Origin of the sequence: Streptomyces sp. NPDC091972 (assembly GCF_044756385.1) — a bacterium.
Classification (GTDB): domain Bacteria; phylum Actinomycetota; class Actinomycetes; order Streptomycetales; family Streptomycetaceae; genus Streptomyces.
In genome coordinates this window covers 634,693-656,774 of record NZ_JBIVSV010000004.1, presented here as the reverse complement: position 1 = coordinate 656,774, position 22,082 = coordinate 634,693, and the positions used below count along the sequence as shown (strand labels likewise).

Annotated in this window: 19 protein-coding genes, 1 other RNA gene and 1 pseudogene; 15 read left to right on the top strand and 6 right to left on the bottom strand. The window is 70.7% G+C overall.

Features of this window, described 5'->3' with window-relative positions:
- Window positions 1–218 precede the first annotated feature (218 nt).
- Window positions 219–1,541: a sensor histidine kinase gene (locus tag ACIQJT_RS15570; protein ID WP_402643634.1), complete on the bottom strand. Its 1,323-nt coding sequence runs from the start codon at window positions 1,539–1,541 to the stop codon at window positions 219–221.
- Window positions 1,542–1,869: 328 nt separating this feature from the next.
- Between ACIQJT_RS15570 and ACIQJT_RS15565 the strand changes: the two genes are divergently transcribed.
- From ACIQJT_RS15565 to ACIQJT_RS15555, 3 genes are read left to right on the top strand one after another with little or no spacing between them, the layout of a single operon-like run.
- Window positions 1,870–2,745 (top strand): MaoC/PaaZ C-terminal domain-containing protein, encoded by an 876-nt coding sequence (locus tag ACIQJT_RS15565; protein WP_402643631.1) that lies wholly within the window; start codon window positions 1,870–1,872, stop codon window positions 2,743–2,745.
- A 32-nt stretch (window positions 2,746–2,777) separates the two neighbouring features.
- The gene (locus ACIQJT_RS15560) at window positions 2,778–3,854 is read left to right on the top strand and encodes a Zn-dependent alcohol dehydrogenase (protein ID WP_402643629.1); all 1,077 of its coding nucleotides are present in this window, start codon (window positions 2,778–2,780) and stop codon (window positions 3,852–3,854) included.
- Window positions 3,855–3,862: 8 nt separating this feature from the next.
- Window positions 3,863–4,804 (top strand): 3-oxoacyl-ACP reductase, encoded by a 942-nt coding sequence (locus ACIQJT_RS15555; protein WP_402643627.1) that lies wholly within the window; start codon window positions 3,863–3,865, stop codon window positions 4,802–4,804.
- 57 nt (window positions 4,805–4,861) lie between these two features.
- Here ACIQJT_RS15555 and ACIQJT_RS15550 read toward each other — a convergent pair whose 3' ends face one another.
- The gene (locus tag ACIQJT_RS15550) at window positions 4,862–5,014 is read right to left on the bottom strand and encodes a hypothetical protein (RefSeq protein WP_365117301.1); all 153 of its coding nucleotides are present in this window, start codon (window positions 5,012–5,014) and stop codon (window positions 4,862–4,864) included.
- Window positions 5,015–5,110: 96 nt separating this feature from the next.
- Window positions 5,111–6,412, bottom strand: coding sequence for a hypothetical protein (locus ACIQJT_RS15545; RefSeq protein ID WP_402643624.1), 1,302 nt, complete (start codon window positions 6,410–6,412; stop codon window positions 5,111–5,113).
- A gap of 187 nt (window positions 6,413–6,599) precedes the next feature.
- Here ACIQJT_RS15545 and ACIQJT_RS15540 point away from each other — a divergent pair, with 187 nt between their 5' ends.
- Genes ACIQJT_RS15540 through ACIQJT_RS15530 form a run of 3 tightly spaced genes read left to right on the top strand, consistent with a single transcriptional unit; the run spans window position 6,600 to window position 9,349 of the window.
- The gene (locus ACIQJT_RS15540) at window positions 6,600–7,439 is read left to right on the top strand and encodes a Nif3-like dinuclear metal center hexameric protein (RefSeq protein ID WP_402643621.1); all 840 of its coding nucleotides are present in this window, start codon (window positions 6,600–6,602) and stop codon (window positions 7,437–7,439) included.
- On the top strand, window positions 7,436–8,179 hold the full coding sequence (locus ACIQJT_RS15535; RefSeq protein ID WP_086724494.1) for a zinc ribbon domain-containing protein: 744 nt from the start codon (window positions 7,436–7,438) through the stop codon (window positions 8,177–8,179). Before ACIQJT_RS15540 ends, ACIQJT_RS15535 begins: the two co-directional genes overlap by 4 nt.
- A 12-nt stretch (window positions 8,180–8,191) precedes the next feature.
- The gene (locus ACIQJT_RS15530) at window positions 8,192–9,349 is read left to right on the top strand and encodes a bifunctional RNase H/acid phosphatase (RefSeq protein ID WP_402643618.1); all 1,158 of its coding nucleotides are present in this window, start codon (window positions 8,192–8,194) and stop codon (window positions 9,347–9,349) included.
- Here ACIQJT_RS15530 and eda read toward each other — a convergent pair.
- On the bottom strand, window positions 9,332–9,991 hold the full coding sequence (gene eda / locus ACIQJT_RS15525) for a bifunctional 4-hydroxy-2-oxoglutarate aldolase/2-dehydro-3-deoxy-phosphogluconate aldolase (RefSeq protein ID WP_365450989.1): 660 nt from the start codon (window positions 9,989–9,991) through the stop codon (window positions 9,332–9,334). The genes ACIQJT_RS15530 and eda overlap by 18 nt on opposite strands.
- A gap of 62 nt (window positions 9,992–10,053) precedes the next feature.
- On the bottom strand, window positions 10,054–10,836 hold the full coding sequence (yaaA, locus tag ACIQJT_RS15520; RefSeq protein WP_402643615.1) for a peroxide stress protein YaaA: 783 nt from the start codon (window positions 10,834–10,836) through the stop codon (window positions 10,054–10,056).
- Between the two features lie 63 nt (window positions 10,837–10,899).
- Here yaaA and ACIQJT_RS15515 point away from each other — a divergent pair, with 63 nt between their 5' ends.
- The 5 genes and pseudogenes from ACIQJT_RS15515 to rnpB all read left to right on the top strand — a co-directional run bounded on the left by ACIQJT_RS15515 (window position 10,900) and on the right by rnpB (window position 15,232).
- Window positions 10,900–12,330 carry an RNB domain-containing ribonuclease gene (locus ACIQJT_RS15515; RefSeq protein WP_402643613.1) on the top strand — a complete coding sequence of 477 codons (1,431 nt, stop codon included), beginning with the start codon at window positions 10,900–10,902 and terminating at the stop codon, window positions 12,328–12,330.
- 114 nt (window positions 12,331–12,444) lie between these two features.
- Window positions 12,445–13,023 (top strand): Uma2 family endonuclease, encoded by a 579-nt coding sequence (locus tag ACIQJT_RS15510; RefSeq protein ID WP_402643610.1) that lies wholly within the window; start codon window positions 12,445–12,447, stop codon window positions 13,021–13,023.
- Window positions 13,024–13,070: 47 nt separating this feature from the next.
- Entirely contained in the window at window positions 13,071–13,892 is an 822-nt protein-coding gene (locus ACIQJT_RS15505) for a helix-turn-helix domain-containing protein (RefSeq protein WP_402643607.1), read from the top strand.
- 19 nt (window positions 13,893–13,911) lie between these two features.
- Window positions 13,912–14,742 (top strand): annotated as a pseudogene (locus tag ACIQJT_RS15500) (DMT family transporter); the annotation flags it as partial.
- Window positions 14,743–14,827: 85 nt separating this feature from the next.
- Window positions 14,828–15,232: RNase P RNA component class A (rnpB, locus tag ACIQJT_RS15495), an RNA gene on the top strand.
- A gap of 125 nt (window positions 15,233–15,357) precedes the next feature.
- On the opposite strand, the gene ACIQJT_RS15490 is transcribed toward rnpB, so the two are convergent.
- A complete protein-coding gene (locus tag ACIQJT_RS15490; RefSeq protein ID WP_402643605.1) occupies window positions 15,358–17,250 on the bottom strand; it encodes a DNA/RNA helicase domain-containing protein in 1,893 nt (630 codons plus the stop codon).
- Between the two features lie 361 nt (window positions 17,251–17,611).
- Between ACIQJT_RS15490 and ACIQJT_RS15485 the strand changes: the two genes are divergently transcribed.
- The 4 genes from ACIQJT_RS15485 (at window position 17,612) to ACIQJT_RS15470 (ending at window position 22,021) form a co-directional block, all read left to right on the top strand.
- A complete protein-coding gene (locus tag ACIQJT_RS15485; RefSeq protein ID WP_402643602.1) occupies window positions 17,612–18,643 on the top strand; it encodes a hypothetical protein in 1,032 nt (343 codons plus the stop codon).
- A gap of 299 nt (window positions 18,644–18,942) precedes the next feature.
- Window positions 18,943–19,563: a hypothetical protein gene (locus ACIQJT_RS15480; protein WP_402643600.1), complete on the top strand. Its 621-nt coding sequence runs from the start codon at window positions 18,943–18,945 to the stop codon at window positions 19,561–19,563.
- A gap of 47 nt (window positions 19,564–19,610) precedes the next feature.
- On the top strand, window positions 19,611–20,117 hold the full coding sequence (locus tag ACIQJT_RS15475; RefSeq protein WP_402643597.1) for a hypothetical protein: 507 nt from the start codon (window positions 19,611–19,613) through the stop codon (window positions 20,115–20,117).
- A 1,148-nt stretch (window positions 20,118–21,265) separates the two neighbouring features.
- Window positions 21,266–22,021, top strand: coding sequence for an AfsR/SARP family transcriptional regulator (locus ACIQJT_RS15470; RefSeq protein ID WP_365451007.1), 756 nt, complete (start codon window positions 21,266–21,268; stop codon window positions 22,019–22,021).
- Window positions 22,022–22,082: the final 61 nt, after the last annotated feature.

Here is a 22,082-nt window from a genome sequence, read left to right as displayed (position 1 = left end):
CGTTCACGGGCCAAGGGTAGGACGCGAGGTGGTGGGGCGGGGTGCGCTTGCGCTGCGCGGACGTGCACGCTCCTCGCGAGGAACGGCCCGTTCGGCGGCCCGCCCGCGCGGGGCCGGTGGGCGGTCCCGGAGGCCGGGCGGCGGCGGACGACGGGTGACAGAGGTCCGCTTCTGGTGCGCGGACGCGCTCGCTCCACGTGGGCGAGCGTGGGCGCCCGTCATCGGCTCGTCCCGCTGATCCGGGGCCCGTCGACGGTCTCCGTCGGTTCATCGGCCCGCACCGATTCCCCCGACTCCGTCGGCAACTCCGCCCGCACCACGAACCCACCCCGTGCCCCCGGCCCCGCATCCAGCCGCCCGCCCGCCGCCGCCAGTCGCTCCGCGAGGCCGATGAGGCCGGTGCCGCCGAGGCGCGGAGTGGGCAGCGCCGAAGCCGGTTCCGTGCCGTCGGCCTCGGGAAGAGGCGCCCCTACGGCCGTCCCCCCACCGTCGCCCTCGACAAGGCGCGCCCCCGTCACCGTCCCCCCACCGTCGTCCCAGACGCGCAGTGTCGTCCGTTCCGCGGAGGCCCGTACGGAGATCTCGCAGTGCCGTGCTCCGCTGTGGCGGATCGTGTTGGTGACCGCCTCGCGGACCACCCAGCCCAGGAGGGTCTCGGTCCGGGCGGTGGGCGGGGGGCCGGAGCGGTGGACGACCGGCTCGATGCCCGCGGCGCGCAGGGCGGAGGCGGCCCGGTCGAGGTCCGCGCTGAGGCTGCCCTCGCGGTAGCCGGTCACCGCCTCGCGGATCTCGGTGAGCGCCTGGCGGCCGACCGACTCGATGTCACGGACCTGCCCGAGCGCCGCGTCCAGGTCGCGCGGGGCCAGGCGCCGGGCCGCCTCCGACTTCACCACGATCACCGACAGCGTGTGCCCGAGCAGGTCGTGCAGATCGCGGGAGAACCGCAGCCGCTCCTCCTCCACCGCACGCCGGGCCAGTTCCTCGCGGGCCCGGCGCAACTGCCGTACCGCTTCGGACAGGGACATGATCGCCGCCGTCACCATCGTGGAGATCCAGGTGGCGTACGCGGTGTCGAGTCCGCCCCAGCCGTCCCTGAGGACGGCGGCCGCGCCGGCGACCACGGTCACGACCGCCCCCGCCCACCGCAGGTGCGGCAGCCGCACGACCGCGCCCGTCGCGAGCCCCAACAGGGGGAAGAACAGCAGCCAGTTGCCGCCGTACCCCATCGCCAGACCGCAGGTCACCAGCCCCATCAGCACCAGCGCCACCCGCGTGGAGGCCGCCTCCCTGGTCTCCTTGCGGAAGGCGCGGAAGGCGACGTAGACGTAGAGCGAGTTGAAGGTGAGCAATCCGAGGCCGCCGATCCAGGGGTTCGGGGTCTCGCCCTGGAAGAGGTTGGAGAAGGCGCCCATCCCCATCAGCAGCCACGGCAGCAGCCCGAACCCGCTGCCCAGCCCCGCCTGCTGGTGGACCTCGTACCGTTGATGCCGTGCCTCGCGACCCTCGTCCACCCGGCACGACGGCTTGCGCGACCAGGACATGACCGTTCCTCCGCTCAGAGGCTCCCGGCGTGCGGCCGGGACGACAGGACAGCGTACGTAGCGACGCACACCCACGACGCTACGAACCGTCCCCGCCCTCCCGGCAGATGCGCCTGTACGGAATCCGGCAGGACAAATGTCACGGGCCCGGCCCCCCAGAACCGGCTCACCTGACACACCGTCAGGAGCCTTCACAAGTGCGTCGGGCTCGGCTATACAGAGGGCGCCGGACTGGAACGCGTTCTAGATCGGCCCGCGACGACCTCGGTGCGGCCGACGGTGCGGACGGCCGTACCGAGGTCTTGACCGAGCCCCTGTCAGGAGCCGTATGCCCATCGACGCAGCCAAGGCCCTCGCCGCCGAACCCCGGACCGGCGAGATCTCCTGGAACTCCAAGGACGTCCAGCTCTACCACCTGGGCATCGGGGCGGGTTCGCGCCCCGACAAGGAGAACCCCGCCACCGACCCCGACGAACTGCGCTACACCCTCGAGTCCCGGCTGCACGTGCTGCCGAGCTTCGCCACGGTCGCGGGCTCCGGATCGCCGGGAGTGATCAGCGGGCTGTCCATGCCCGGCGTCGAGGTCGACCTCGCCAAGGTCCTGCACGGCGGCCAGTCGCTGGTCGTCCACCGCCCGCTCCCCGTCCAGGGCACCGCCACCGCCACCCACCGCATCGCCGCCGTGTACGACAAGGGCAAGGCGGCCGTCCTGGTCATGCGCACCGAAGTCGCGGACACCGAGGGCCCGTTGTGGACCAACGACGCCCAGATCTTCGTACGGGGGGAGGGCGGCTGGGGCGGCGACCGCGGCCCCTCCGCGCGCCTGGACCCGCCCGCCGGCGACCCCGACCGGACCGTGGAGCGCCCCGTCCGCGAGGACCAGGCCCTGCTCTACCGCCTCTCCGGCGACTGGAACCCGCTGCACGCCGACCCCGAGTTCGCCAAGCTCGCCGGGTTCGAACGGCCCATCCTGCACGGGCTGTGCACCTACGGCATCACGCTCAAGGCGGTCGTCGACACCCTGCTCGGCGGGGACGTGACCCGGGTGCGGTCGTACGCCACCCGGTTCGCCGGGGTCGTGTACCCGGGGGAGACCCTGCGGATCCGGATGTGGCACACGCCGGAGTCCGTGCGGGTCGCCGTCAGTGCCGTGGAGCGCGAGGACGCCCCCGTCCTCGCCGACACCGTCGTCGAACACTCCTGAACCCAGAACGCCGTACGAGGGGAGCCCGCACCATGCGCGCAGCCGTACTGCACGAGATCGGCCAGGAAAAGCTCGAGGTCCTCGACGACGTCGAGGCGGTGGGCTTCGGACCCGGCAGGGTGCGCATCCGGATACGGGCCACCGGACTGTGCCACTCCGACCTGTCCGCGATGGCCGGGGTCCTCCCGCAGCCCGCGCCGTTCGTGCCCGGCCACGAGGGCGCGGGCGAGATCGTCGAAGTCGGCGAGGGCGTCGGTCACCTGAAGGCGGGCGACCGGGTCGTCGTGTGCTGGCTGCCCGCCTGTGGAGCATGTCCCGCCTGCAAGCGCGGCCAGACCGAGCTGTGCCTGGCCGGGTTCATGAACGCGGGCACCCCCAACTTCCGGCGCCCCGGCGGGGACGTCTTCGGCTTCGCGGGCACCGGCACCTTCACCGAGGAGGTCGTCGTCGACGCGGGCTGCGCGGTGCCGATCCCCGACGACGTGCCCTTCGACATCGCGGCCCTCATCGGCTGCGGGGTCACCACCGGCCTCGGCGCCGCCCTCAACACCGCGGACGTGGAGGCCGGTTCGTCGGTCGCCGTGATCGGCTGCGGCGGGGTGGGCATCTCCGCGATCCAGGGCGCCCGCCTCAAGGGCGCCGCCGAGATCGTCGCCGTCGACCCGGTCGCCGCGCGCCGCGAGGCCGCCCTGAGGTTCGGCGCCACCCGGGCCGTCTCCCCGGACGAACTCGCCGACGCCAAGCAGCAGGTGACCGCCGGCGAGGGCTTCGACTACGTCTTCGAGGTGGTCGGAAAGGCGGCGACCGCGCGGACCGCGTACGAGACCACCCGGCGCGGCGGCACCCTCGTGGTCGTCGGCGCGGGCGCCATGGACGACAACCTCCAGCTCAACATGTTCGAGCTGTTCTTCGACGAGAAGCGCATCCTGCCCTCCCTGTACGGCGGCGGGGACGTACTGCGCTCCTACGAGCGGACCATCGCCCTGTGGCGGGCCGGCCGTGTCGACCTGGACGGCCTGATCACCCACCGGGTGCCGCTGAGCGAGATCAACGAGGCGCTCGACCAGATGCGCACGGGCACCTCCCTGCGCACGTGCATCGAGATCTGAGCACCGGGATGTCCACGCAACCACTCGAAGGGCTCGCGGCGGTCGTCACCGGGGCCGGCCGGGGGCTCGGCAGGGCCGAGGCGCTGGAGCTGGCCCGGCTCGGCGCCGCCGTGGTCGTCAACGACTACGGCCAACCCGGCCGGGACGGTTCCGGCGAGGCCTCCGCGGGCCCCGCCGAGCGGGTGGTCGAGGAGATCCGGGCCGCGGGCGGACAGGCCGTCGCCCACACCGGGGACGTGGCCGACCACCAACAGGCCGGTGAACTGACCGAGTTGGCGATCACCGAGTTCGGCAGGCTCGACATCCTCGTCAACAACGCGGGCATCCTGCGCGACCGCATGGTCTTCTCCATGACCGAGGGCGAGTGGGACGCGGTGATCCGGGTCCACCTCAAGGGCCACTTCAACACCACCCGGTTCGCGGCCGCGCACTGGCGGGAGCGGTCCAAGGCGGCCGGCGGGCCGGTGTACGGCCGTATCGTCAACACCTCCTCCGAGGCGTTCCTCGCCGGGTCCGCCGGACAGCCCAACTACGCGGCGGCCAAGGGCGGGATCGTCGGACTCACCACCTCGACGGCCCTCGCCCTCGCCAAGTACGGCGTCACCGCCAACGCCATCTGCCCGCGCGCCCGCACCCGGATGACCGAGGACGTCTTCACCGGTCCGGAACAGCCCGAGTCGGGTCTCGACCCCCTCGCTCCCGAGCATGTCGCCCCGCTCGTCGGCTACTTGGCCTCGCCCGCCGCCGAGCGCGTCAACGGCCAGCTCCTCGTCGTACACGGAGGGATGGTCGCCGTCGTCGAACGGCCGCGGGTGCAGGCCAAGTTCGACAGCAAGCAGGACACCTTCAGCTACGACGAACTGGACGCACTGCTCACCCCGCACTTCGCGCGGCGGCCCGCCGGGGAGACCTTCGCGGCGGCCGAAGTCCTGGGCTTCAGAAGGGAGTAGGCGCGCAACGGCCCTGCCTCCCGTACGGAAGACAGGGCCGTGTCTCGCCGTCTGCCCTCAGGCCGCGGCCTCGGTCTGCTCGACCGACTTGCGGTGACGGCCACGCGGGGCCGTCTCGCTGTCCTGGACCGAGACCGGACCCCGGTGCCTACCGTGGCCCGTGGACTCCTGGACGTCGGCAGTCGACTGGTTCGTGCTGGCGTCGCTCATGGAAGTAATTCACCCCGTCAACATGATCTTTTTTACAGCGGAGGGAGTTTAACGGGCGCACCACGGGGCGAATCCAGGCGGCCCGGCCAACCGGCACTACTTCGTTACAAGATTGCCCAACGGGGCTTGCTGCAACGGCACAGGACGGGCCACGACAGGCTCCGGAGGGTCCGGTTCGGGCGCCCGCGCGGCCGTACCGCCGACGCCCTCCGAACCCCCCGGGCCCGCGTCCCCCGCCCCCGTGCCCCCCGCTTCCCCCGTTCCCCCCGGGCCCTCCGCCTCCCCGGTGAGGGCCCCGTTCCCCGGTGCCGCCGCCCACCGCGCCACCCCGCACGGCGTGTCCGCGGTGACGTACGGCAGGAGCAGCTCGCCGTCCTCGGTCCACAGCCCGGCACCCGCCTGCCACCCCTCGGGCGCCGCAAGGTGCTGGACCTGCCGGGCGGCCGGCCGCCACACGCCCACCCAACTGCCCATCGGGCCGTCGACACGCAGCGCCACCCCGCAGCTCTCCGGCACCAGCACCTGCCCCGGCTGGATCGCGAACGGCGTCACCGAACAGTCCGGCACCCGCAGGCACTCCGGGAAACGCACCGGCAGCGTGCTGCCCAGCACCCCCCACCCCAGCCGCGGCCGCCCCGGCGACGGCGCGTCCGAGGAGATCAGCAGCAGTCCGCTGTCCGGGTCGGCCAGCAGCAGCCGGTCGTCACTGCCGTCGGCGATCTGGAGCAGCGGCGACACCTCCCCGCCCCGCTCCAGATCGACCACCACCGCCTTGGTCCGCCCGCCCGTCTCCCGGTCCAGTGCCAGCATCCGCCCGGCCCGGTCCAGCCACACCCCGCCCGAACAGCGCCCCGGGACCTCCGCGAGATGCTCCGGCCCGAAGGCGCCGCCCGCCACCAGCCACACGGCACTGGAGCGCGGGCCCACCGCGAGGGCGTACGCCTTCTCACCGCCCGGCGCCGGCGGCAGCAGCCGCAGGACCGTGCCCTGCTCCGGGCACTCGACCGCGCCCAGCGGCAGCTCGCCGGTGCGGGGCCCGGTCGGGTAGAGCAGCGAGAAGGTGTGCCGCCCGTCCGCGAACCGCCTGATCAGCACCCGCCCGTCGGCCATCGGCTGCACCTCGGTGCCGGGCTCCTCGGGCTGGTTGCCGGGCAGCGGCACGGCGTAGGGCTCGGGGCCGTCCAGGGTCCAGCGCTCCGGGAACCAGGAGTCGCCGTCCCGGGCGAGGCGGGCCGCGTAGGAGCCGTCGACGGTGATCACGAGATCCGGCCGCACCTGCGTGACGCCGGGCTCGTCCCCGTCCCCGGTGATCGCGCGCTCCGTCCGCGAGGTCTCCCCGTCCCCGTTCTCGCCGTTCTCGTCGTTCGCCGCCGCGGGTTCGATGGCACAGGCCGTCATCGTCCGGTCACCTCCGGCGACGAAACTAGTTTTCGTACGCACGGGCGTGGGACGGACGGACTCCGGCTTCACACAAAGGGGTGGCCCAGGAACGATTCGCCTGAGGAGAACGGGGCGACTGTGCTGAGCGGGACGGGCGTCGGCGACTCAGGTTCAGCGGGGCGGACCAGGCAGGTAGCCTTTCCCCGTGCCCCGTCTGTCTGAAGTCATCGCCGCGCTGGAGAACCTGTGGCCCGCCGAGCGGGCCGAGTCCTGGGACGCGGTCGGCACCGTCGTGGGCGACCCCGACCAGGAGGTCACTCGGGTCCTCTTCGCCGTCGACCCGGTCCAGGAGATCGTCGACGAGGCGGTGCGGCTGGGCGCCGACCTGCTGGTCACCCACCACCCCCTCTACCTGCGCGGCACGACGACCGTGGCGGCCTCGCACTTCAAGGGCCGGGTCGTGCACACCCTCATCAAGAACGACATCGCGCTGCACGTGGCCCACACCAACGCCGACACCGCCGACCCGGGCGTCTCGGACGCGCTCGCGGGCGCGCTCGACCTGCGGGTCACCGGGCCGCTGGTGCCGGACCCGACGGACCCGGAAGGGCGCCGGGGACTCGGCCGGGTGTGCGAGCTCGACCCCCCGACGACCGTCCGCGAGCTCGCCGCGCGCGCCGCCGAACGCCTGCCGGCCACCGCCCAGGGCATCCGCGTCGCCGGCGACCCCGAGGCCACCGTCCGCACGGTCGCCGTCAGCGGCGGCTCCGGCGACAGCCTCTTCGACCAGGTCCGCGCGGCCGACGTCGACGCCTTCCTCACCGCGGACCTGCGCCACCACCCGGTCTCAGAGGCCCGGGCCCACAGTCCCCTCGCGCTGCTCGACGCGGCGCACTGGGCCACCGAGTGGCCCTGGTGCGAGCTGGCCGCCGCCCAGCTCGACGAGATCTCCGACCGCCACGGCTGGAACCTGCGCGTGCACGTCTCCAAGACGGTCACCGACCCCTGGACCAGCCACTCCCCTTCACCTGGAGCCCCCAACTGAACGCCGCGCCCGCCGACCAGATCCGACTCCTCGACGTCCAGGACCTCGACGTCCGCCTCCAGCAGCTCGCCCACAAGCGCCGGAGCCTGCCCGAGCACGCCGAGATCGAGTCGCTCACCAAGGACGCCACCCAGCTGCGCGACCTGCTCGTGGCCGCCCAGACCGAGGAGAGCGACACCGCCCGCGAGCAGACCAAGGCCGAGCAGGACGTGGACCAGGTGCGCCAGCGTGCCGCCCGCGACCAGCAGCGCCTGGACTCCGGCGCCGTGACCTCGCCGAAGGATCTGGAGAACCTCCAGCGCGAGATCACCTCCCTCGCCAAGCGCCAGGGCGACCTGGAGGACGTGGTCCTGGAGGTCATGGAGCGCCTGGAGTCCGCGCAGGAGCGGGTGGCCGAGCTGACCGGCCGGGTCGCCTCCGTCCAGTCGAAGATCGAGGACGCCACCGCCCGCCGGGACGCGGCCTTCGAGACCCTCGACGGCGAGATCGCCTCGGTGACCAAGGAGCGCGAGGTCATCGCCGCCTCCGTGCCCGCAGACCTCCTCAAGCTGTACGACAAGCTCCGCGAGCAGCAGGGCGGCATCGGCGCGGCCAAGCTGTACCAGCGCACCTGCCAGGGCTGCCGCCAGGAGCTCTCCATCACCGACATCAACGAGATCCGCGCGGCCGCGCCCGACACCGTGGTGCGCTGCGAGAACTGCCGCCGCATCCTGGTGCGCACGTCCGAGTCCGGCCTGTAAGGGGCGTCGGGCGTGCGGGAGTTCATCGTCGAGGCAGACGGCGGCTCGCGGGGCAATCCCGGACCGGCCGGCTACGGCTCCGTGGTGCTGGACGCGGCGACGGGGGAGACGCTGGTCGAGACGTACGAGTACCTCGGCGTCGTCACCAACAACGTCGCCGAGTACCGGGGACTGCTGGCGGGCCTGCGCGCCGCGCACGACCTGGACCCGACCGCCACCGTGCACGTCCGCATGGACTCCAAGCTGGTCGTCGAGCAGATGTCGGGGCGCTGGAAGATCAAGCACCCCGACATGAAGCCGCTCGCCCTGGAGGCGGGACGGGTGTTCCCGCCGGGGCGGGTGACGTACGAGTGGATCCCGCGCGAGCAGAACAAGCACGCGGACCGGCTGGCGAACGAGGCGATGGACTCGGGGGGTTCCGCGCGTTCGCTCCGGAAGCCGTCCTCCGCCGAGAGTGCTTCCGGGGTGACTTCCGCCAAGGCCGAGGCTGACGTACGTGCCGCCAAGGCTGTCGCCGGTCCCGGCTGGGCCCCGGCCGATATGGGCGCTCCGGCCACCTTCGTGCTCCTGCGGCACGGGGAGACTCCGCTCACGCCCCAGAAGCGGTTCTCGGGGAGCGGCGGCACCGACCCGTCCCTGTCCGACATCGGCAGGGAACAGGCGGTGAGGGCCGCCGAAGCCCTCGCCGCGCGGGGCACGATCCAGCACATCGTCACCTCGCCCCTGGCCCGCACCAGGGAGACCGCCGCCGCCGTGGCCGACCGGCTCGGCATCGAGGTGACCGTCGAGGACGGCCTGATCGAGACCGACTTCGGCGCCTGGGAGGGCCTCACCTTCGGCGAGGTGCGCGAGCGCTACCCGGACGACCTCACCACCTGGCTGTCCGACCCGGAGGCCCGGCCCACCGGCGGCGGCGAGAGCTTCGCGGCCACGGCGACCAGGATCGCGGCGACCAGGGACAAGCTGGTGGCGGCGTACGCGGGCCGCACGGTCCTGCTCGTCACCCACGTCACCCCGATCAAGACGTTCGTACGCCTGGCCCTCGGTGCCCCGCCCGAGTCCCTGTTCCGCATGGAGCTCTCGGCGGCGTCCATGTCGGTCGTCGCGTACTACGCCGACGGCAACGCGAGCGTGCGGCTCCTCAACGACACCTCACACCTGCGCCCGTAGCCGTCCCAGGTGGGAGGCCTCGCGGGCCAGCCTCTCGACCCGCGCCCAGTCCCGCGCGGTGATCGCATCCGCCGGGAGCATCCACGTCCCGCCCACGCAACCGACGTTGGGCAGGGACAGGTACTCGGGGGCATTACCGGGACCGATCCCGCCCGTCGGACAGAACCGCGCCTGCGGCAGCGGCCCGGCGAGGGACCTCAGATACGCCGTACCGCCCGCCGCCTCCGCCGGGAAGAACTTCATCTCCGTCACTCCCCGCTCCAGCAGCGCCACGACCTCCGAGGCCGTCGACACCCCCGGCAGGAACGGCACCCCGGCCCCCCGCATCGCCTCCAGGAGTACGTCCGTCCAGCCCGGACTGACGAGGAAGCGGGAGCCGGCGGCGACCGCGTCACGGACCTGCTCCGGCGTGAGGACGGTCCCGGCCCCCACCACCGCGTCCGGCACCTCCCCGGCGATCGCGCGGATCGCGTCGAGCGCGACGGGCGTCCGCAGGGTCACCTCGATCGCGGGCAGCCCGCCGGCGACCAGCGCCCTGGCGAGCGGTACGGCGTCGGAGGCGTCCTGGACCACGACGACGGGGACGACGGGCGCGAGGTCGAGCAAGGAGGCGGGGCTGGGGGCAGGGGAGGAGGAGGCCATGACGTCATCATGGCCAAGTGCTGCACCTTGCGCAAAGGTCATTGCACCCTGCGCAATGCCACTCAGTGGATCTCGTCCACCAGCACATCCAGCGCCCACGCCTGCCCTGCCTTCGCGGGCGCCGACGCCTCCACCACGTACCCGAGCTCCCGCAGCGCCTCGACCAGTTCGGCCGGCCCCTTCGGAGCCACCCCCGCCGCCAGCAGACTCCGCACCATCCGCCCCTTCGTCGCCTTGTTGAAGTGGCTGACGACCTTCCGGGTCGGCGCGTGCAGCACCCGCACGGTCGCCGTCCGCTCGGCGATCTCCCCCTTCGGCTTCCACGCGGCCGCATAGGCGGAGGACCGCAGATCGAGCACGAGCCCGTCCCCGGCGGCCTCCGCGAGGACGGAGGCCATCGGCGTACGCCAGTGCGTGGCCAGCGCCCCGAGCCCGGGCAGCTTCACCCCCATCGAGCAGCGGTACGACGGGATCCGGTCGGTCGGTCGGACCGCTCCCCACAGCCCCGAGAACACCAGCAGCGAACGCCCCGCACGCCTCTTCGCGGCCGTGTCGAGGGAGGCCAGGTCGAGGGCGTCGTACAGGACGCCCGTGTAGATCTCCCCGGCGGGCCGCGCCCCCGCGGTCCGCAGCTCGACGTTCTTCGCGACCTCGCCCCGCAGCCCCTCGCTCAGGCCCAGCACCTCGCGTGCCTTCTCCTCGTCCCCGGCGCACAGCTCGACGAGCGCGTCGAGGACCGCCTCCCGGCCCTCGTGGAGCCCCGGCAACGACAGCGACTCCAGCTTCAGCGGGGCACCACGACCGGAGGACGCCTTGCCTTCGGAGGGAGGCAGCAGGACCAGCACGGAACATCTCCTTCTGTTGAGCTCCGGACAGCGTACGGGGCCGGATCTGCCTACCCTCGCTGTATGCCCCGCCGCCGCATACGTGTGACCGACGTCCCGCTACGGACCGCCTTCGCCGCCCTGCGCAGCGAACTCGACGTGCCCTCGGACTTCCCGCCGGAGGTCCTTTCCGAGGCCGAGCGGCCCCCTCGTCCAGGGGCTCACGTCGACGCGACCGACATCCCCCTCTTCACCATCGACCCGCCCGCCTCCACCGACCTCGACCAGGCGATGCACCTCTCCCGCCGGGGCACCGGCTACCGCCTCCGGTACGCCATCGCCGACGTCGCCGCCTTCGTCGTACCCGGATCGGCCCTGGACGCGGAGACCCACCGCCGCGTGCTCACCCTGTACTTCCCGGACACCAGGGTCCCGCTGCACCCGCCGCTGCTCAGCGAGGGCGCCGCGAGCCTCCTCCCGGACCAGGTCCGCCCGGCCGCGCTGTGGACGATCGACCTCGACGCGGAAGGCCGTACGACCGCGGCCGAGGTCCGCCGCGCCCTGGTCCGCAGCCGGGCCAAGCTCGACTACGAGAACGTGCAGCGGGAGATCGACGCGGGTACGGCGGAGGAGCCGCTTCTTCTGCTGAAGGAGGTCGGCGAGCTGCGGGAACGGCTGGAGGTCGAGCGCGGCGGCATCTCCCTACGGGTCCCCGAGCAGGAGATCGTGGAGCGGAACGGCACGTACGAGCTCATGTACCGCGCCGGGCTGCCCGCCGACGGCTGGAACGCCCAGATCTCCCTGCTCACGGGCATGGCGGCGGCGGACCTGATGCTCGCGTACGGCACGGGTGTGCTCCGCACGCTCCCCGCCGCCCCGGACGGCGCGGTGGGCCGCCTCCGCCGCACCGCCACCGCCCTGCACATCGACTGGCCGCACCACGTCTCGTACGCGGCGCTGATCCGTTCCCTGGACCCGCGGACCCCGTCCCACGCGGCGTTCCTCCAGGAGTGCACGACGCTGCTGCGGGGTGCGGGTTACACGGTCTTCCGGGACGGCGAGGTGCCGCCCCTCACCACCCACGCGGCGGTCGCCGCCCCCTACGCCCACTGCACGGCCCCGCTGCGCCGCCTGGTCGACCGGTACGCGTCGGAGATCTGCCTGGCGGCGGTCGCGGGGGAGCCGGTGCCGGAGTGGGTGCTCGCGGCTTTCGACGCGCTGCCCCGCGAGATGTCCGAGGGCGGCCGGCGTGCTGCCGCGGTGGAACGGGCGTGCGTCGACCTCGTCGAGGCGGCGGTGCTGAAGGGCCGGGTGGGAGAGGTGTTCGACGGCTGCGTGGTGGACCTGGACGAACACCGGCCGACGGTGGGGACCGTGCAGTTGGAGACACCGGCGGTGATCGGCCGGATCGACGGGGAGGGGCTGTCGCTGGGGGAGCGGCTGCGGGTGAAGGTCGTGGAGTCGGACCCGGGCACGTCCGCGAGCCCGGCGAAGGTGCGCTTCGCGCCCGCTTGACCGCGTGTCCGAGGCACTGGTCGTGTGCCACGATCGAGGGAACGGTTCCCGATCCCACGGACAGGTGATCTTGCGATGTCCCCGTCTGGCGAGCGACAGAAGGAGGGGCGTGACATGAGTGCCGTGACCCCTGAGCCGCTCACGCCGGCTGAGGGACTGCTGGAGATCTTCCTGACCCTCGACACCCCGGAGGGTTTCCGGGCTGAACTGATCGAGGGGGAGATCGTTGTGACGCCGCCGCCGGACGGAGATCACGAGGACTGCATCGGGCTGATCGTGAACCAGGCCATCAGGCGAGCCCAGACGGACATGCAGTTCTCCGGCAACAAGGGACTGAAACTGCACAGCGGAGGCGGCTGCCCGAAGAATCACGTGATCCCGGACGGTACGTTCGCCCCCGCTGAGAGGCGGCTTTACCGGGGTGCCGATTCCTGGACGCCCTGCGACGGAGTCGCCATGGTCCTCGAGGTGACGTCGGCCAAACCGGAGGCGGACCGTGAGGCCAAGCGCCGCTGCTACGCCCGCGGTGGCATCCCGCTCTACCTGCTCGTCGACCGGGAGGCCTCGTCGGTGACCCTGTTCAGCGTCCCGGAGAAGGACGACTACCGGGAACACTGCACCCGGTCGTTCGGCAGGACGCTGGCCCTCCCCGCACCGTTCGCCTTCGACCTGGAGACCGCGGACTTTCTCTGACCGCCAGGGTGTTGCACCCTCTGAGCGAGACGGACAGGGGGCGGGCCGTGGCGGAACAGGCACTGTGGACGAGAACACGGTTGGGCCGCTGCGGCCCCCCGCTCGACCTCCTGACCGCCCGCTTCGACAAACACGTCTACGCCCCGCACGCCCACGACGAGTACACGATCGGTGTCTGCGTGGGCGGCTCGGAGCTCATCGACTACCGGGGCGGCCACATCCGCACGGGCCCCGGCTCGATCGTCGTACTGGCCCCGGGCGAGATGCACACGGGCGGCCCGGGAACCACGACGGACGGCTACGCGTACCGGGCCCTGTACGCGGCGCCGGCCCTGCTGGCGGACGGCGCCACGGACACGCCCCACTTCCGGGACCCCCTCCTGGACGACCCCGAGCTGGCTGCCGCCCTCCTCTCCGCCCACTCCGAACTCAGCGTCTGCCCGGACCCGTTGGAGACCGAGTCCCGCCTCCCCTGGCTCCTGACGGCCCTGGCCTGCCGCCACTCCACGGCCCGCGTGACGACCTGCGTGATCCCCGGCGCGGAGGCGGTGGCGAGAGCGGTCCGCGACCGCCTGGCGGACGAACTGCTGTCACCCCCGTCCCTGGCCGACCTGGCCGCGGACCTGGGCCTGTCCCGCTACCAGCTCCTCAGGGCCTTCCGGACGACGATGGGCGTACCGCCGTACGCCTGGCTGGCCCAGTACCGGGTGGGCAGGGCCCGCGGCCTGCTGGAATCGGGACTGCGCCCCTCGGAGGTGGCCGCCCGGGTGGGCTTCGCGGACCAGGCGCACCTGACGCGCTGGTTCCGCCGGGTGCTGGGGGTGACCCCGGCCGCGTACCGCAACAGCGTTCAAGACGCGAGCCGTTGAGGACACCGACGATGTCCGCATGACTGCACGCGGCTGGTTCCTGTTCTCCCTGATGGGCGTGGTGTGGGGCATCCCCTACCTGATGATCAAAGTGGCGGTGGACGCCCCGCTGTCGGCGACGACGGTGGTGTTCGTGCGGTGTGCCCTGGGCGCCCTGCTCCTGCTGCCGTTCGCGATCAGGCAGGGCGGCCTTCTTGATGTCGTACGGTCGCACTGGCTGCCCATGCTGGCCTTCGCGGTCATAGAGATCATGGGCCCCTGGTACACGCTGACGGACGCGGAACGCCACCTCTCCAGCTCGACGGCGGGCCTGCTGATAGCGGGCGTACCCATCGTCGGCGTGCTCCTGGCCCGCTTCTTCGGCGACACGGAGGGACTGGGCGTACGACGGGTGACGGGCCTGGGGCTGGGACTGGCCGGGGTGGGAGTCCTGACCGTCCCGCACCTCACCGGGGGCGACGCGAAGTCCATGGCGGAGGTGCTGGTGACGGTGGTGGGCTACGCGACGGCCCCGCTGATAGCGGCACGCCATCTGAAGGACGTCCCTTCGTTGCAATTGACGGCACCGTGCCTGGCGCTGGCGGCTCTGGTGTACGCCCCCGGCGCGGCCCTGACCTGGCCATCCTCGATGCCCTCGTCCTCGGTGCTGGCGGCGCTGGCGGGCCTGGGGGTGATCTGCACGGCGGTGGCGTTCGTGGCCTTCCTGGAACTGATCAAGGAGGTCGGCCCGACGCGGGCGACGGTGATCACGTACGTCAACCCGGCGGTGGCGGTCGTGGCCGGCGTCCTGTTCCTGTCCGAGCCCCTGACTGTGGGCGTAGGCGTAGCCTTCTTGTTGATCCTGGCGGGCTCGATCCTGGCGACGGCGGGCCCGGTGCGCGTGACCGCCGAACCATCCTGCACCGAGTCCCCGGTAACATGGTCCCCACGGCAGACGAGCCGGGCGGACGGCCGCGTGGAGTCCCCTCTTGGAGGGCTCCCCGAGGAACGTCCGGGCTCCACAGGGCAGGGTGATGGCTAACGGCCACCCGGGGTGACCCGCGGGAAAGTGCCACAGAAAACAGACCGCCCGGCGCTTCGGCACCGGGTAAGGGTGAAACGGCGGTGTAAGAGACCACCAGTGCCCAGGGCGACCTGAGCAGCTAGGTAAACCCCACCCGGAGCAAGGTCAAAAGGGAGCACCTCGGTGCTCCTGCGGGGACGTTCGAGGGCTGCCCGCCCGAGTCCCCGGGTAGACCGCACGAGACCGGCGGCAACGCCGGTCCTAGATGGATGGCCGTCTCCCCGGTCGCCGCGAGGCGGCTGGGTGACAGAACCCGGCGTACAGCCCGACTCGTCTGCCGCTTTTTGCCAATGCGTTGTCGGGTGCCCGCCGAACGCGGTCGGGACCGAAGGGCCTTACCCGCGTTCTGGCCGCACAGAGGCGTCGTCCGGAAGTGCACCGCCTCGCATGAGGCGGCTCGAACTACACGAGTTCCGGCACCTCGGCCCGAGACGCCGGATGAATGAGCGACCGGAGCTTCTCGCGGGTCTCCGCATCCGTCGAATAGATGATCGTGCCGACCATTCCCCGCGTCAGGAGCACCTTGTACGTGTTGCGGATGAGGCGGTCGACATCGGCGTCCGGCGTGGCCCTCGTGAAGGACGGGTCCTTCGACGCCGAGCGGTCCACGACCCAGCGGTCCGTTCGCCAGACCAGGTCGGGTCCGATGATCACGCCCGACCAGTCGTACTCGAAGCCTTGCGCGGTGTAGACGCAGCCGACCTGGCCGAAGCCGGCCGGGTCGGTGGCCCAGAGCGGGGCCGGGGGTGCGCCGAGGGCGGATCGGTCGCCGTAGAGGTTCCAGGGGCGGGACCATTGGCCGATCACGACGTCTTCGGGGAGGGCCGTCATGTCCGGCGTGATCTTCGTGGTCCACTTCCAGCAGTAGCCGGCCGACATGCGGGCGCCGTAGCCCTCCTCTCGGCGTGCGACGAGGAAGTCCTCCAGTTCCTGCGGGGTCTCGGCGGTCAGTAGTTGGAGCTTGCCGTCGGGCTCCCATTGGCTGGGCGTGCCGCCGTCGAGGCCGAGCAGGTCGACGACCCACTTCTCGTACGCGTCGCTCCCGCCGCACCTGAACTGGCCGTCCAGCTCCACCACCGTGCAGTCGAGGCCCTCCGCGGCGGCGGCCCGTTCGATCTCCTGCCTGGTCCCCATCTCGCCGGGGCGCACGACTTGGTGCTGGTCGAGCAGGAAGACGGGGACACGGGCCGCGTCGATCAGTTCGGCGACCTGAGGGCGTCCGGTGCGGAGTGCCGCCTTGGTGTAGCGGTTGGCGGAGGTCTTCCGCAGACGGTGGGCCTCGTCGCAGATCAGCACGTCGAGGTCGTTGGGTTCGGCCTCCATGAAACTGTTGAAGTACATGAACAGCTGCTGCACTTCCCGTTTCTTGTGACCAGCGACCCTGCGCATGGTCTTGGTGAAGGACGCCGATCCGGTCGCGTGCAGCGCGGGTACTCCGCGGCGGTACAGCTCGCCCAGGACGGACAGGGCGATCACGCTCTTCCCGGATCCAGGTCCGCCGGTGACCACGATCACCTGCTTGTGGTTGCCGCGCCTGGCCTTGCGGACGGCGGACATCACCTTCTCGTAGGCGACCCGCTGCTCGGCGATGAGCACGAACTGCTCGCGGTCGCGGATCTCGGCTGCCGCCACCGACATCAGCTGCTTCGACGGCCGTACCTTGGCGTCGAGCAGTACGTCGGCCGCGTGTGCGCCGGGTTTCGCGGCGAGCCGCGAGCGCAGGAAGTCGAGGAAGGCGCCGCGCTGTTCGCCGGTGTACATCCGGCCGTACTGGTTCTCCTCGACGTTCCTCAGCCCCGCGGCCTGGAACTCGGTCGCGTTGTGCAGGAACGCCACGCCGGCCAGCGAGTCGGGCATCCGCTCCAACGCGCCGTTGAACGACCGGAGATACTCGCAGTAGCCCCGCACCTGCTCGATCGGGTTGAGGACGGGCTGCGCGTACGCGTCGATCCGGCACAGCAACGGCTCGTCCTCCTCCGGGTAGGCCGCGCTCCACTGCTTGAGTTCGACGACGACGTACGACGGCTCGCCTGTGGTCGGGTGCACACCGGCGAGTACGGCGTCCGCGCGCTTGCTGGTCAGGGGCAGGCTGTACTCGACGAGTACCTCCACCTCGTCGAGCCCGGCCTCGATGAGCGCGTTGACGAGGGCGGGGAGGCTGCGCTCCCAGGACCGTATCTCCGCCTGTGCGGGCCTCCGGCCGTGCTGGTGACGGAAGTTCTCGGTCAGATGCAGCGCCAGCGACCCTTCGAGGATGCGGGCGGCCACGGACGCCGCGGACTCACGGAACAGCAAGAAAACGCCCCCAGGCAGCACGAAGAAGACTCGTGCGGGTGGGGGCATGTCCTCCGATGTCCGCCGCGCAGGCGGATCAGGAAGCCCGTCGGGCCGCTGAGATGGTGCTCGCCATTTTAGGTGAGCTTGCCGATCACGGGGAGGGGACGGGGGAGGGGCGGGGTGAGGCGCGAAGGCTGGGCGCGATCCCCGGGTCGCTACGAGGCCAAGCTTCGGGCCCGTACCTCCCGCCACCGGTGCGGAGGCGGACACGTGCCCACCGTCCCTCCAACTGAGGACCTGTCAGTGGGAGCTGATAAACGTATTAACTGATCGCCACTCGACGCCGTTGGTGGTGCCCGGACCGTGAGGGGGACCTTTCGTGACCATCTTTGCCCAGCCGGCGAGTCTGAAGCGGCCATCTGTTCGTGCACACTACGAAGAAACCATCCTGCAACCTGTTGACCTGGCGAGCCATACGGACCTCCTCGACCGCCGGGTGACGCAGACGCTGGCGGGCCTCTTCCCGTCCGGCCAAGCGCAAATATGGGGGATCACACCAGGCATCGACGGCGCTAATCTTCCGCAGATTCGCAAGATGCAGCCCGGAGACGTCGTCTTCTTCTCCGGCAGTGGACGTCTCTACCTCGTCGGTACCGTCGCGTTGACCTGGCACAACCGTGCTCTTGCACACCGCCTTTGGGGGGTTGACGACAGGACGGGCCAGACATGGGAGTACATGTACGCTTTGACCGGAGTGCGAGGTATTGACTTCCCGATGGCGGAGATTCGCTCTCTGCTGAGGTGGAACCCCAGGCGCAACATTCAAGGGTTCGTTGCTCTACGAGAAGCGGACGGCGTAATCCTCACAGACCTAGTGGGGTTCGAAGACAGCGTCCACAAAGGCCTCCCGGGTACCAACAGGCCTGCGACGCCTCCCTACGGCCCATCGGACGCAGCTGCGGACGCCCAGCGACGTGCGGAACAGGGGCGACTGAAGAAGGCACTGTTGCCGGGCACAGAAGGCGAGTGCGCCCTTTGCGGGCGTACGCTGCCGCGAGCCTTTCTCGTTGCTGCGCATATAAAGAAGCGTGCGGCATGCAGCGAGGAAGAGCGATGGGACCTCAACAACATCGCCATGCTCGCGTGCCTTCTCGGCTGTGACAGCCTCTTCGAGCACGGATTCGTCGCTGTCGAGGAAGGAGGGCAACTCAGGATCAGCCCCGTCGCCGCGAGTGCGCCCCCAGTTGCCAAGTACATAGCGGAGCACCTGGCTGACCGTTCCGTTGCATGGTGGACAACGGAACGCGAGCCGTACTACGCGTGGCATCGTTCGCACACTTTCCAGCTGGGCGCTTTGACGCCCGAGCAGGTCAAGCGGGCTGAGTCAGCTCCGCGTCGCGGCACGTTGTAGGTGCGCTGGTGAAGGGTGGGTCCTTCGAGATCAACCAGTCATGACTCGGCGCTTGACACAGCTCTGCTGCAACCAGTTGGCGTTGCTCGGTCGCCGACGTCGGCGGCATGTCGTCGCTTCGTTGTCCGAGCTCTGCTACCCCCGGTCGTGCACGCCTGTTCCTCTCCATCGAATGTCGGCAGCGTTCGAATTGCGTTGAGTTCACCACGATCGGGTGAATCCATCCGGTTCGAGGAAACCGTGCGAGGCCTGTGCAAGTCACACACCTTGCACTGCACGACATATACCCCAGGGGGACCATGAGCCAGCAGCAGTACCCGCCGCAGCAGCCCGGTTGGGGAGACCCCCAACAGCCCTTCGGACAGCCACCGTTCGGGGTGCCGAAGAGGAAGAAGGCCGGCACAGGGAAGGTCATCGGACTGGGCTGCCTCGGTCTCGCCGGTCTCTTCGTTCTGATCGCTCTCATCGGTGCTGTCGCGGGCGGCGGATCCAGCTCCAACGGCGCCAAAGGGCCCGGCATCAAGGTCGGAGGCGCTGCCGATGGCTCCACGTCGAAGGGCTACCAGACGGTCGACGCCTCCGAAGGCAGTGACCACAAGGCCGAAAAAAGGACCAGCGAGAAGGTCGTGATCTTCAGGGTGTGGGGCACCGCACCCGCAGGTGCCCTTGGACCGCTCAACATCACCTACGGGTCCGACTCCGACAACCGCGACGGCGCCTTCGAGAACGGCAAGTTCGAGGCCACCCTGCCCCTTGACGACGACGCCGTGTACTTCAGTGTCACGGCACAACTCCAGGGATCCGGGGACATCCACTGCTCTGTCACGGTCGGCGGGAAGACGAAGAAGGCCCATGCGGCCGGTGACTACAACATCTGTATGGCCCAGCTCAGTTCGGGTCTGCTGGGAGGGTGGCACTGACCATGGTCGAAAGCACTCCGCCACAGCCCGCCTTTCCACCGCCCGGGGTGCCGACTCCGCCAAGGAGGCTCCGCACCAACGCGATCGTCATCGGCTCAGCCGCCGCCGTGATCGCCGCGATCGTCACCACCGGCGTCGTCGCCGTGCGGTCCACGAACGACGACGACAAGCCGGCTGGCGTCGCGGCGTCGAGCGTCCCTGACGCGGACGTCGTCAGTCCCGTCATGGAGCCGGACCCGGAACCGACGTACGTCGAGGTCGACGCTGACAGTTTCTCGATCGAGTTGCGTACCACCGCGCGTCAGTGCTTCGGATCAGCGGGCTGCAACGTGACCGTGGAACCGGAACTCACCTACCTGGGCAGCAGCGGGGATCTCGACCCGGACGCCGTCTATGAGATCACCTACGAGATCCAGGGCGACGAGTCCGGGCCAGTCATCCAGACCGCCGAGTTGACGAACCAGACAAACCTCAGCTACCGATCGTCTCTGGTCAGCACCGCCTCGTCGAGCACGGAGCTCTCCGTGGAGATCACCAACATCCAGCAGGGCTGAGGCAACACAGGGATCAGGCCGAGGTCCGTTCCAGGGCCGTGACCGCGAGCGGTGGCACACGCCCACACAGCCGCCTCCGGGCGCGGCCGGCCGGGCCACCGGCAATTTGGCGCCAACCCCCTGAGCCCCTCGGCTGGCGGCTCGACGCCGCCGCGCGATACGGCTACTTCGGACGCGGAGATCATCCTCGCGAACAACCCGGATGCCGACGGCCCTACGGCGTCACCGTGCGACGGTCCCGCGCCGGACCAGTAAGGGCCCTCACGAGCAGAACGGCTTCGGTGTACATCGACTCCGACGCTCAGGCGTGCCGGTCCAGCCGTTGGCTGAAGCTGTTGCCTCGCCTTGCGGCCTTGTAGGTCGCGTCGTGGGCGGATGGGCGGTACGCCCTGGGCGAGCGGGCTTGAGGCCCAGTGCGGCTCCCAGGAGTCGCCGCCGTTTCGTCCCGCCGATCCCGATCTCACACCTTCCCCCTCCGTCGGCGGAGATCTCCGCACGCCCGGCATACAGCGCGACTCGTCCGTCCAGTCGGCGCGGCGATGCTCAAGCGCTTTCCACCTCCATCGATCCCGGAATCAGGAAGTCGGGGCGATCTGGAAATTACCTGCGGTGCGGGCAATGATGTCGCGAGGTGGAATTCTTCTTTCCGCTTATTGGGGTCGCGCGGATACAGTGTTCTATTTCACACGCTTGCGAGGGCCGAGCCCGGTGCCGTCCCGGCGGGCGGCGTCTGGCCCGGCGTGGCTGGGCCCCGGCATGGGCGTTCACCTGCGTAGGAGCGGATGGTGAGGGGTTCGAAACCTGACATGTCGTCTTATGGTCACCAATGGTGCGGCTCCTGGCCGACTGCCGCCATCGGCAACCGGGAATTCACATTCCACGCGCCTGATTTTACTAAATTCTGGTGGAGTTCCGTGACGGCACTATCTAATGGCGTGCTCGCCCCGGGCTTCGATAATCTTCAGCGCTCAAGTACGCCTCGAGGTCGGCTTGAGAGGTCCTGGCGCCCTGTCCGGTAAAAAGGCATTGTTGCCTCTGCGGGATCGGCAGGGAAATGGTTGAAAGTGAATCGATTCTGCATCGACGGGGAGCGAGACAACTGTGGACGGGGGAAAAGGATCGTGGTAACGATCAATGTGCTAGGACAATTGGAGGTCATCGCGGGTGGGCGCGACCTGGCGCCGACCGCACCGCGGGTCAAGGCGGTGCTCGCGCTGCTGGCGCTCAACGCGAACCGGGTGGTCAGCACCGACACCCTGTTCGCCGAGCTGTGGGACGACCGGCCGCCGCGCAGTGCGGCCACCACTCTGCAGACGTACGTCTACCAACTGCGCCGGATCCTGGACTCCATACCTCAGGGTGACCGGCGCTGCGACATCGTCACCAAGGCGCCGGGCTACGTCCTGCGCACCGCGGGGACCGACGCCGAGCGCTTCCTGACCGTGGCCGAACAGGGCCGCTGCCTGTGGCGCCAGGGTCATGTCGCGGAGGCCGCCGAGCGGTTGCGGCAGGCACTCGGCCTGTGGCGCGGCCATGCGCTGGCCGACATCAACCTGGGGCCCGAGCTCACGATCCACAAGGCCCACCTGTGCGAACTGCGGCTGCGTGTGCTGGAGTTGCGCATCCAGGCGGACGCCCGGCTCGGCCGGCACCAGGAACTGATCCCCGAACTGCGGTCCCTGGTCGCCGAACACCGGCTCAACGAGCGGCTGCACGCCCAGCTGATCGACTCGCTGCGCGCCGCCGGCTACCGCGCCGAGGCGCTGCGGGCGTACCAGGACCTGCGCAGGGTGCTCAAGTCCGAGCTCGGTCTCGAACCGGCCCCGGACGTGCAGCGGCTTCAGGCCGAGGTGCTCAACGGGGGGCACGGCGGCTCCGTGACCACCCTCCTGCGCACCGGCTGACCCGGCGACGACACGCGCCACAGACCGCCCGGGACGAAGGCTTGCTCCGTCCCGGGCCGGT

Bases quoted from the DNA above. Each gene is read 5' to 3' on its own strand.
- ACIQJT_RS15570 (WP_402643634.1), bottom strand. From the start codon at position 1,541: ATGTCCTGGTCGCGCAAGCCGTCGTGCCGGGTGGACGAGGGTCGCGAG.
- ACIQJT_RS15565 (WP_402643631.1), top strand. From the start codon at position 1,870: ATGCCCATCGACGCAGCCAAGGCCCTCGCCGCCGAACCCCGGACCGGC.
- ACIQJT_RS15560 (WP_402643629.1), top strand. From the start codon at position 2,778: ATGCGCGCAGCCGTACTGCACGAGATCGGCCAGGAAAAGCTCGAGGTC.
- ACIQJT_RS15555 (WP_402643627.1), top strand. From the start codon at position 3,863: ATGTCCACGCAACCACTCGAAGGGCTCGCGGCGGTCGTCACCGGGGCC.
- ACIQJT_RS15550 (WP_365117301.1), bottom strand. From the start codon at position 5,014: ATGAGCGACGCCAGCACGAACCAGTCGACTGCCGACGTCCAGGAGTCC.
- ACIQJT_RS15545 (WP_402643624.1), bottom strand. From the start codon at position 6,412: ATGACGGCCTGTGCCATCGAACCCGCGGCGGCGAACGACGAGAACGGC.
- eda (WP_365450989.1), bottom strand. From the start codon at position 9,991: ATGGCCTCCTCCTCCCCTGCCCCCAGCCCCGCCTCCTTGCTCGACCTC.
- ACIQJT_RS15515 (WP_402643613.1), top strand. From the start codon at position 10,900: ATGCCCCGCCGCCGCATACGTGTGACCGACGTCCCGCTACGGACCGCC.
- ACIQJT_RS15510 (WP_402643610.1), top strand. From the start codon at position 12,445: ATGAGTGCCGTGACCCCTGAGCCGCTCACGCCGGCTGAGGGACTGCTG.
- ACIQJT_RS15480 (WP_402643600.1), top strand. From the start codon at position 18,943: ATGAGCCAGCAGCAGTACCCGCCGCAGCAGCCCGGTTGGGGAGACCCC.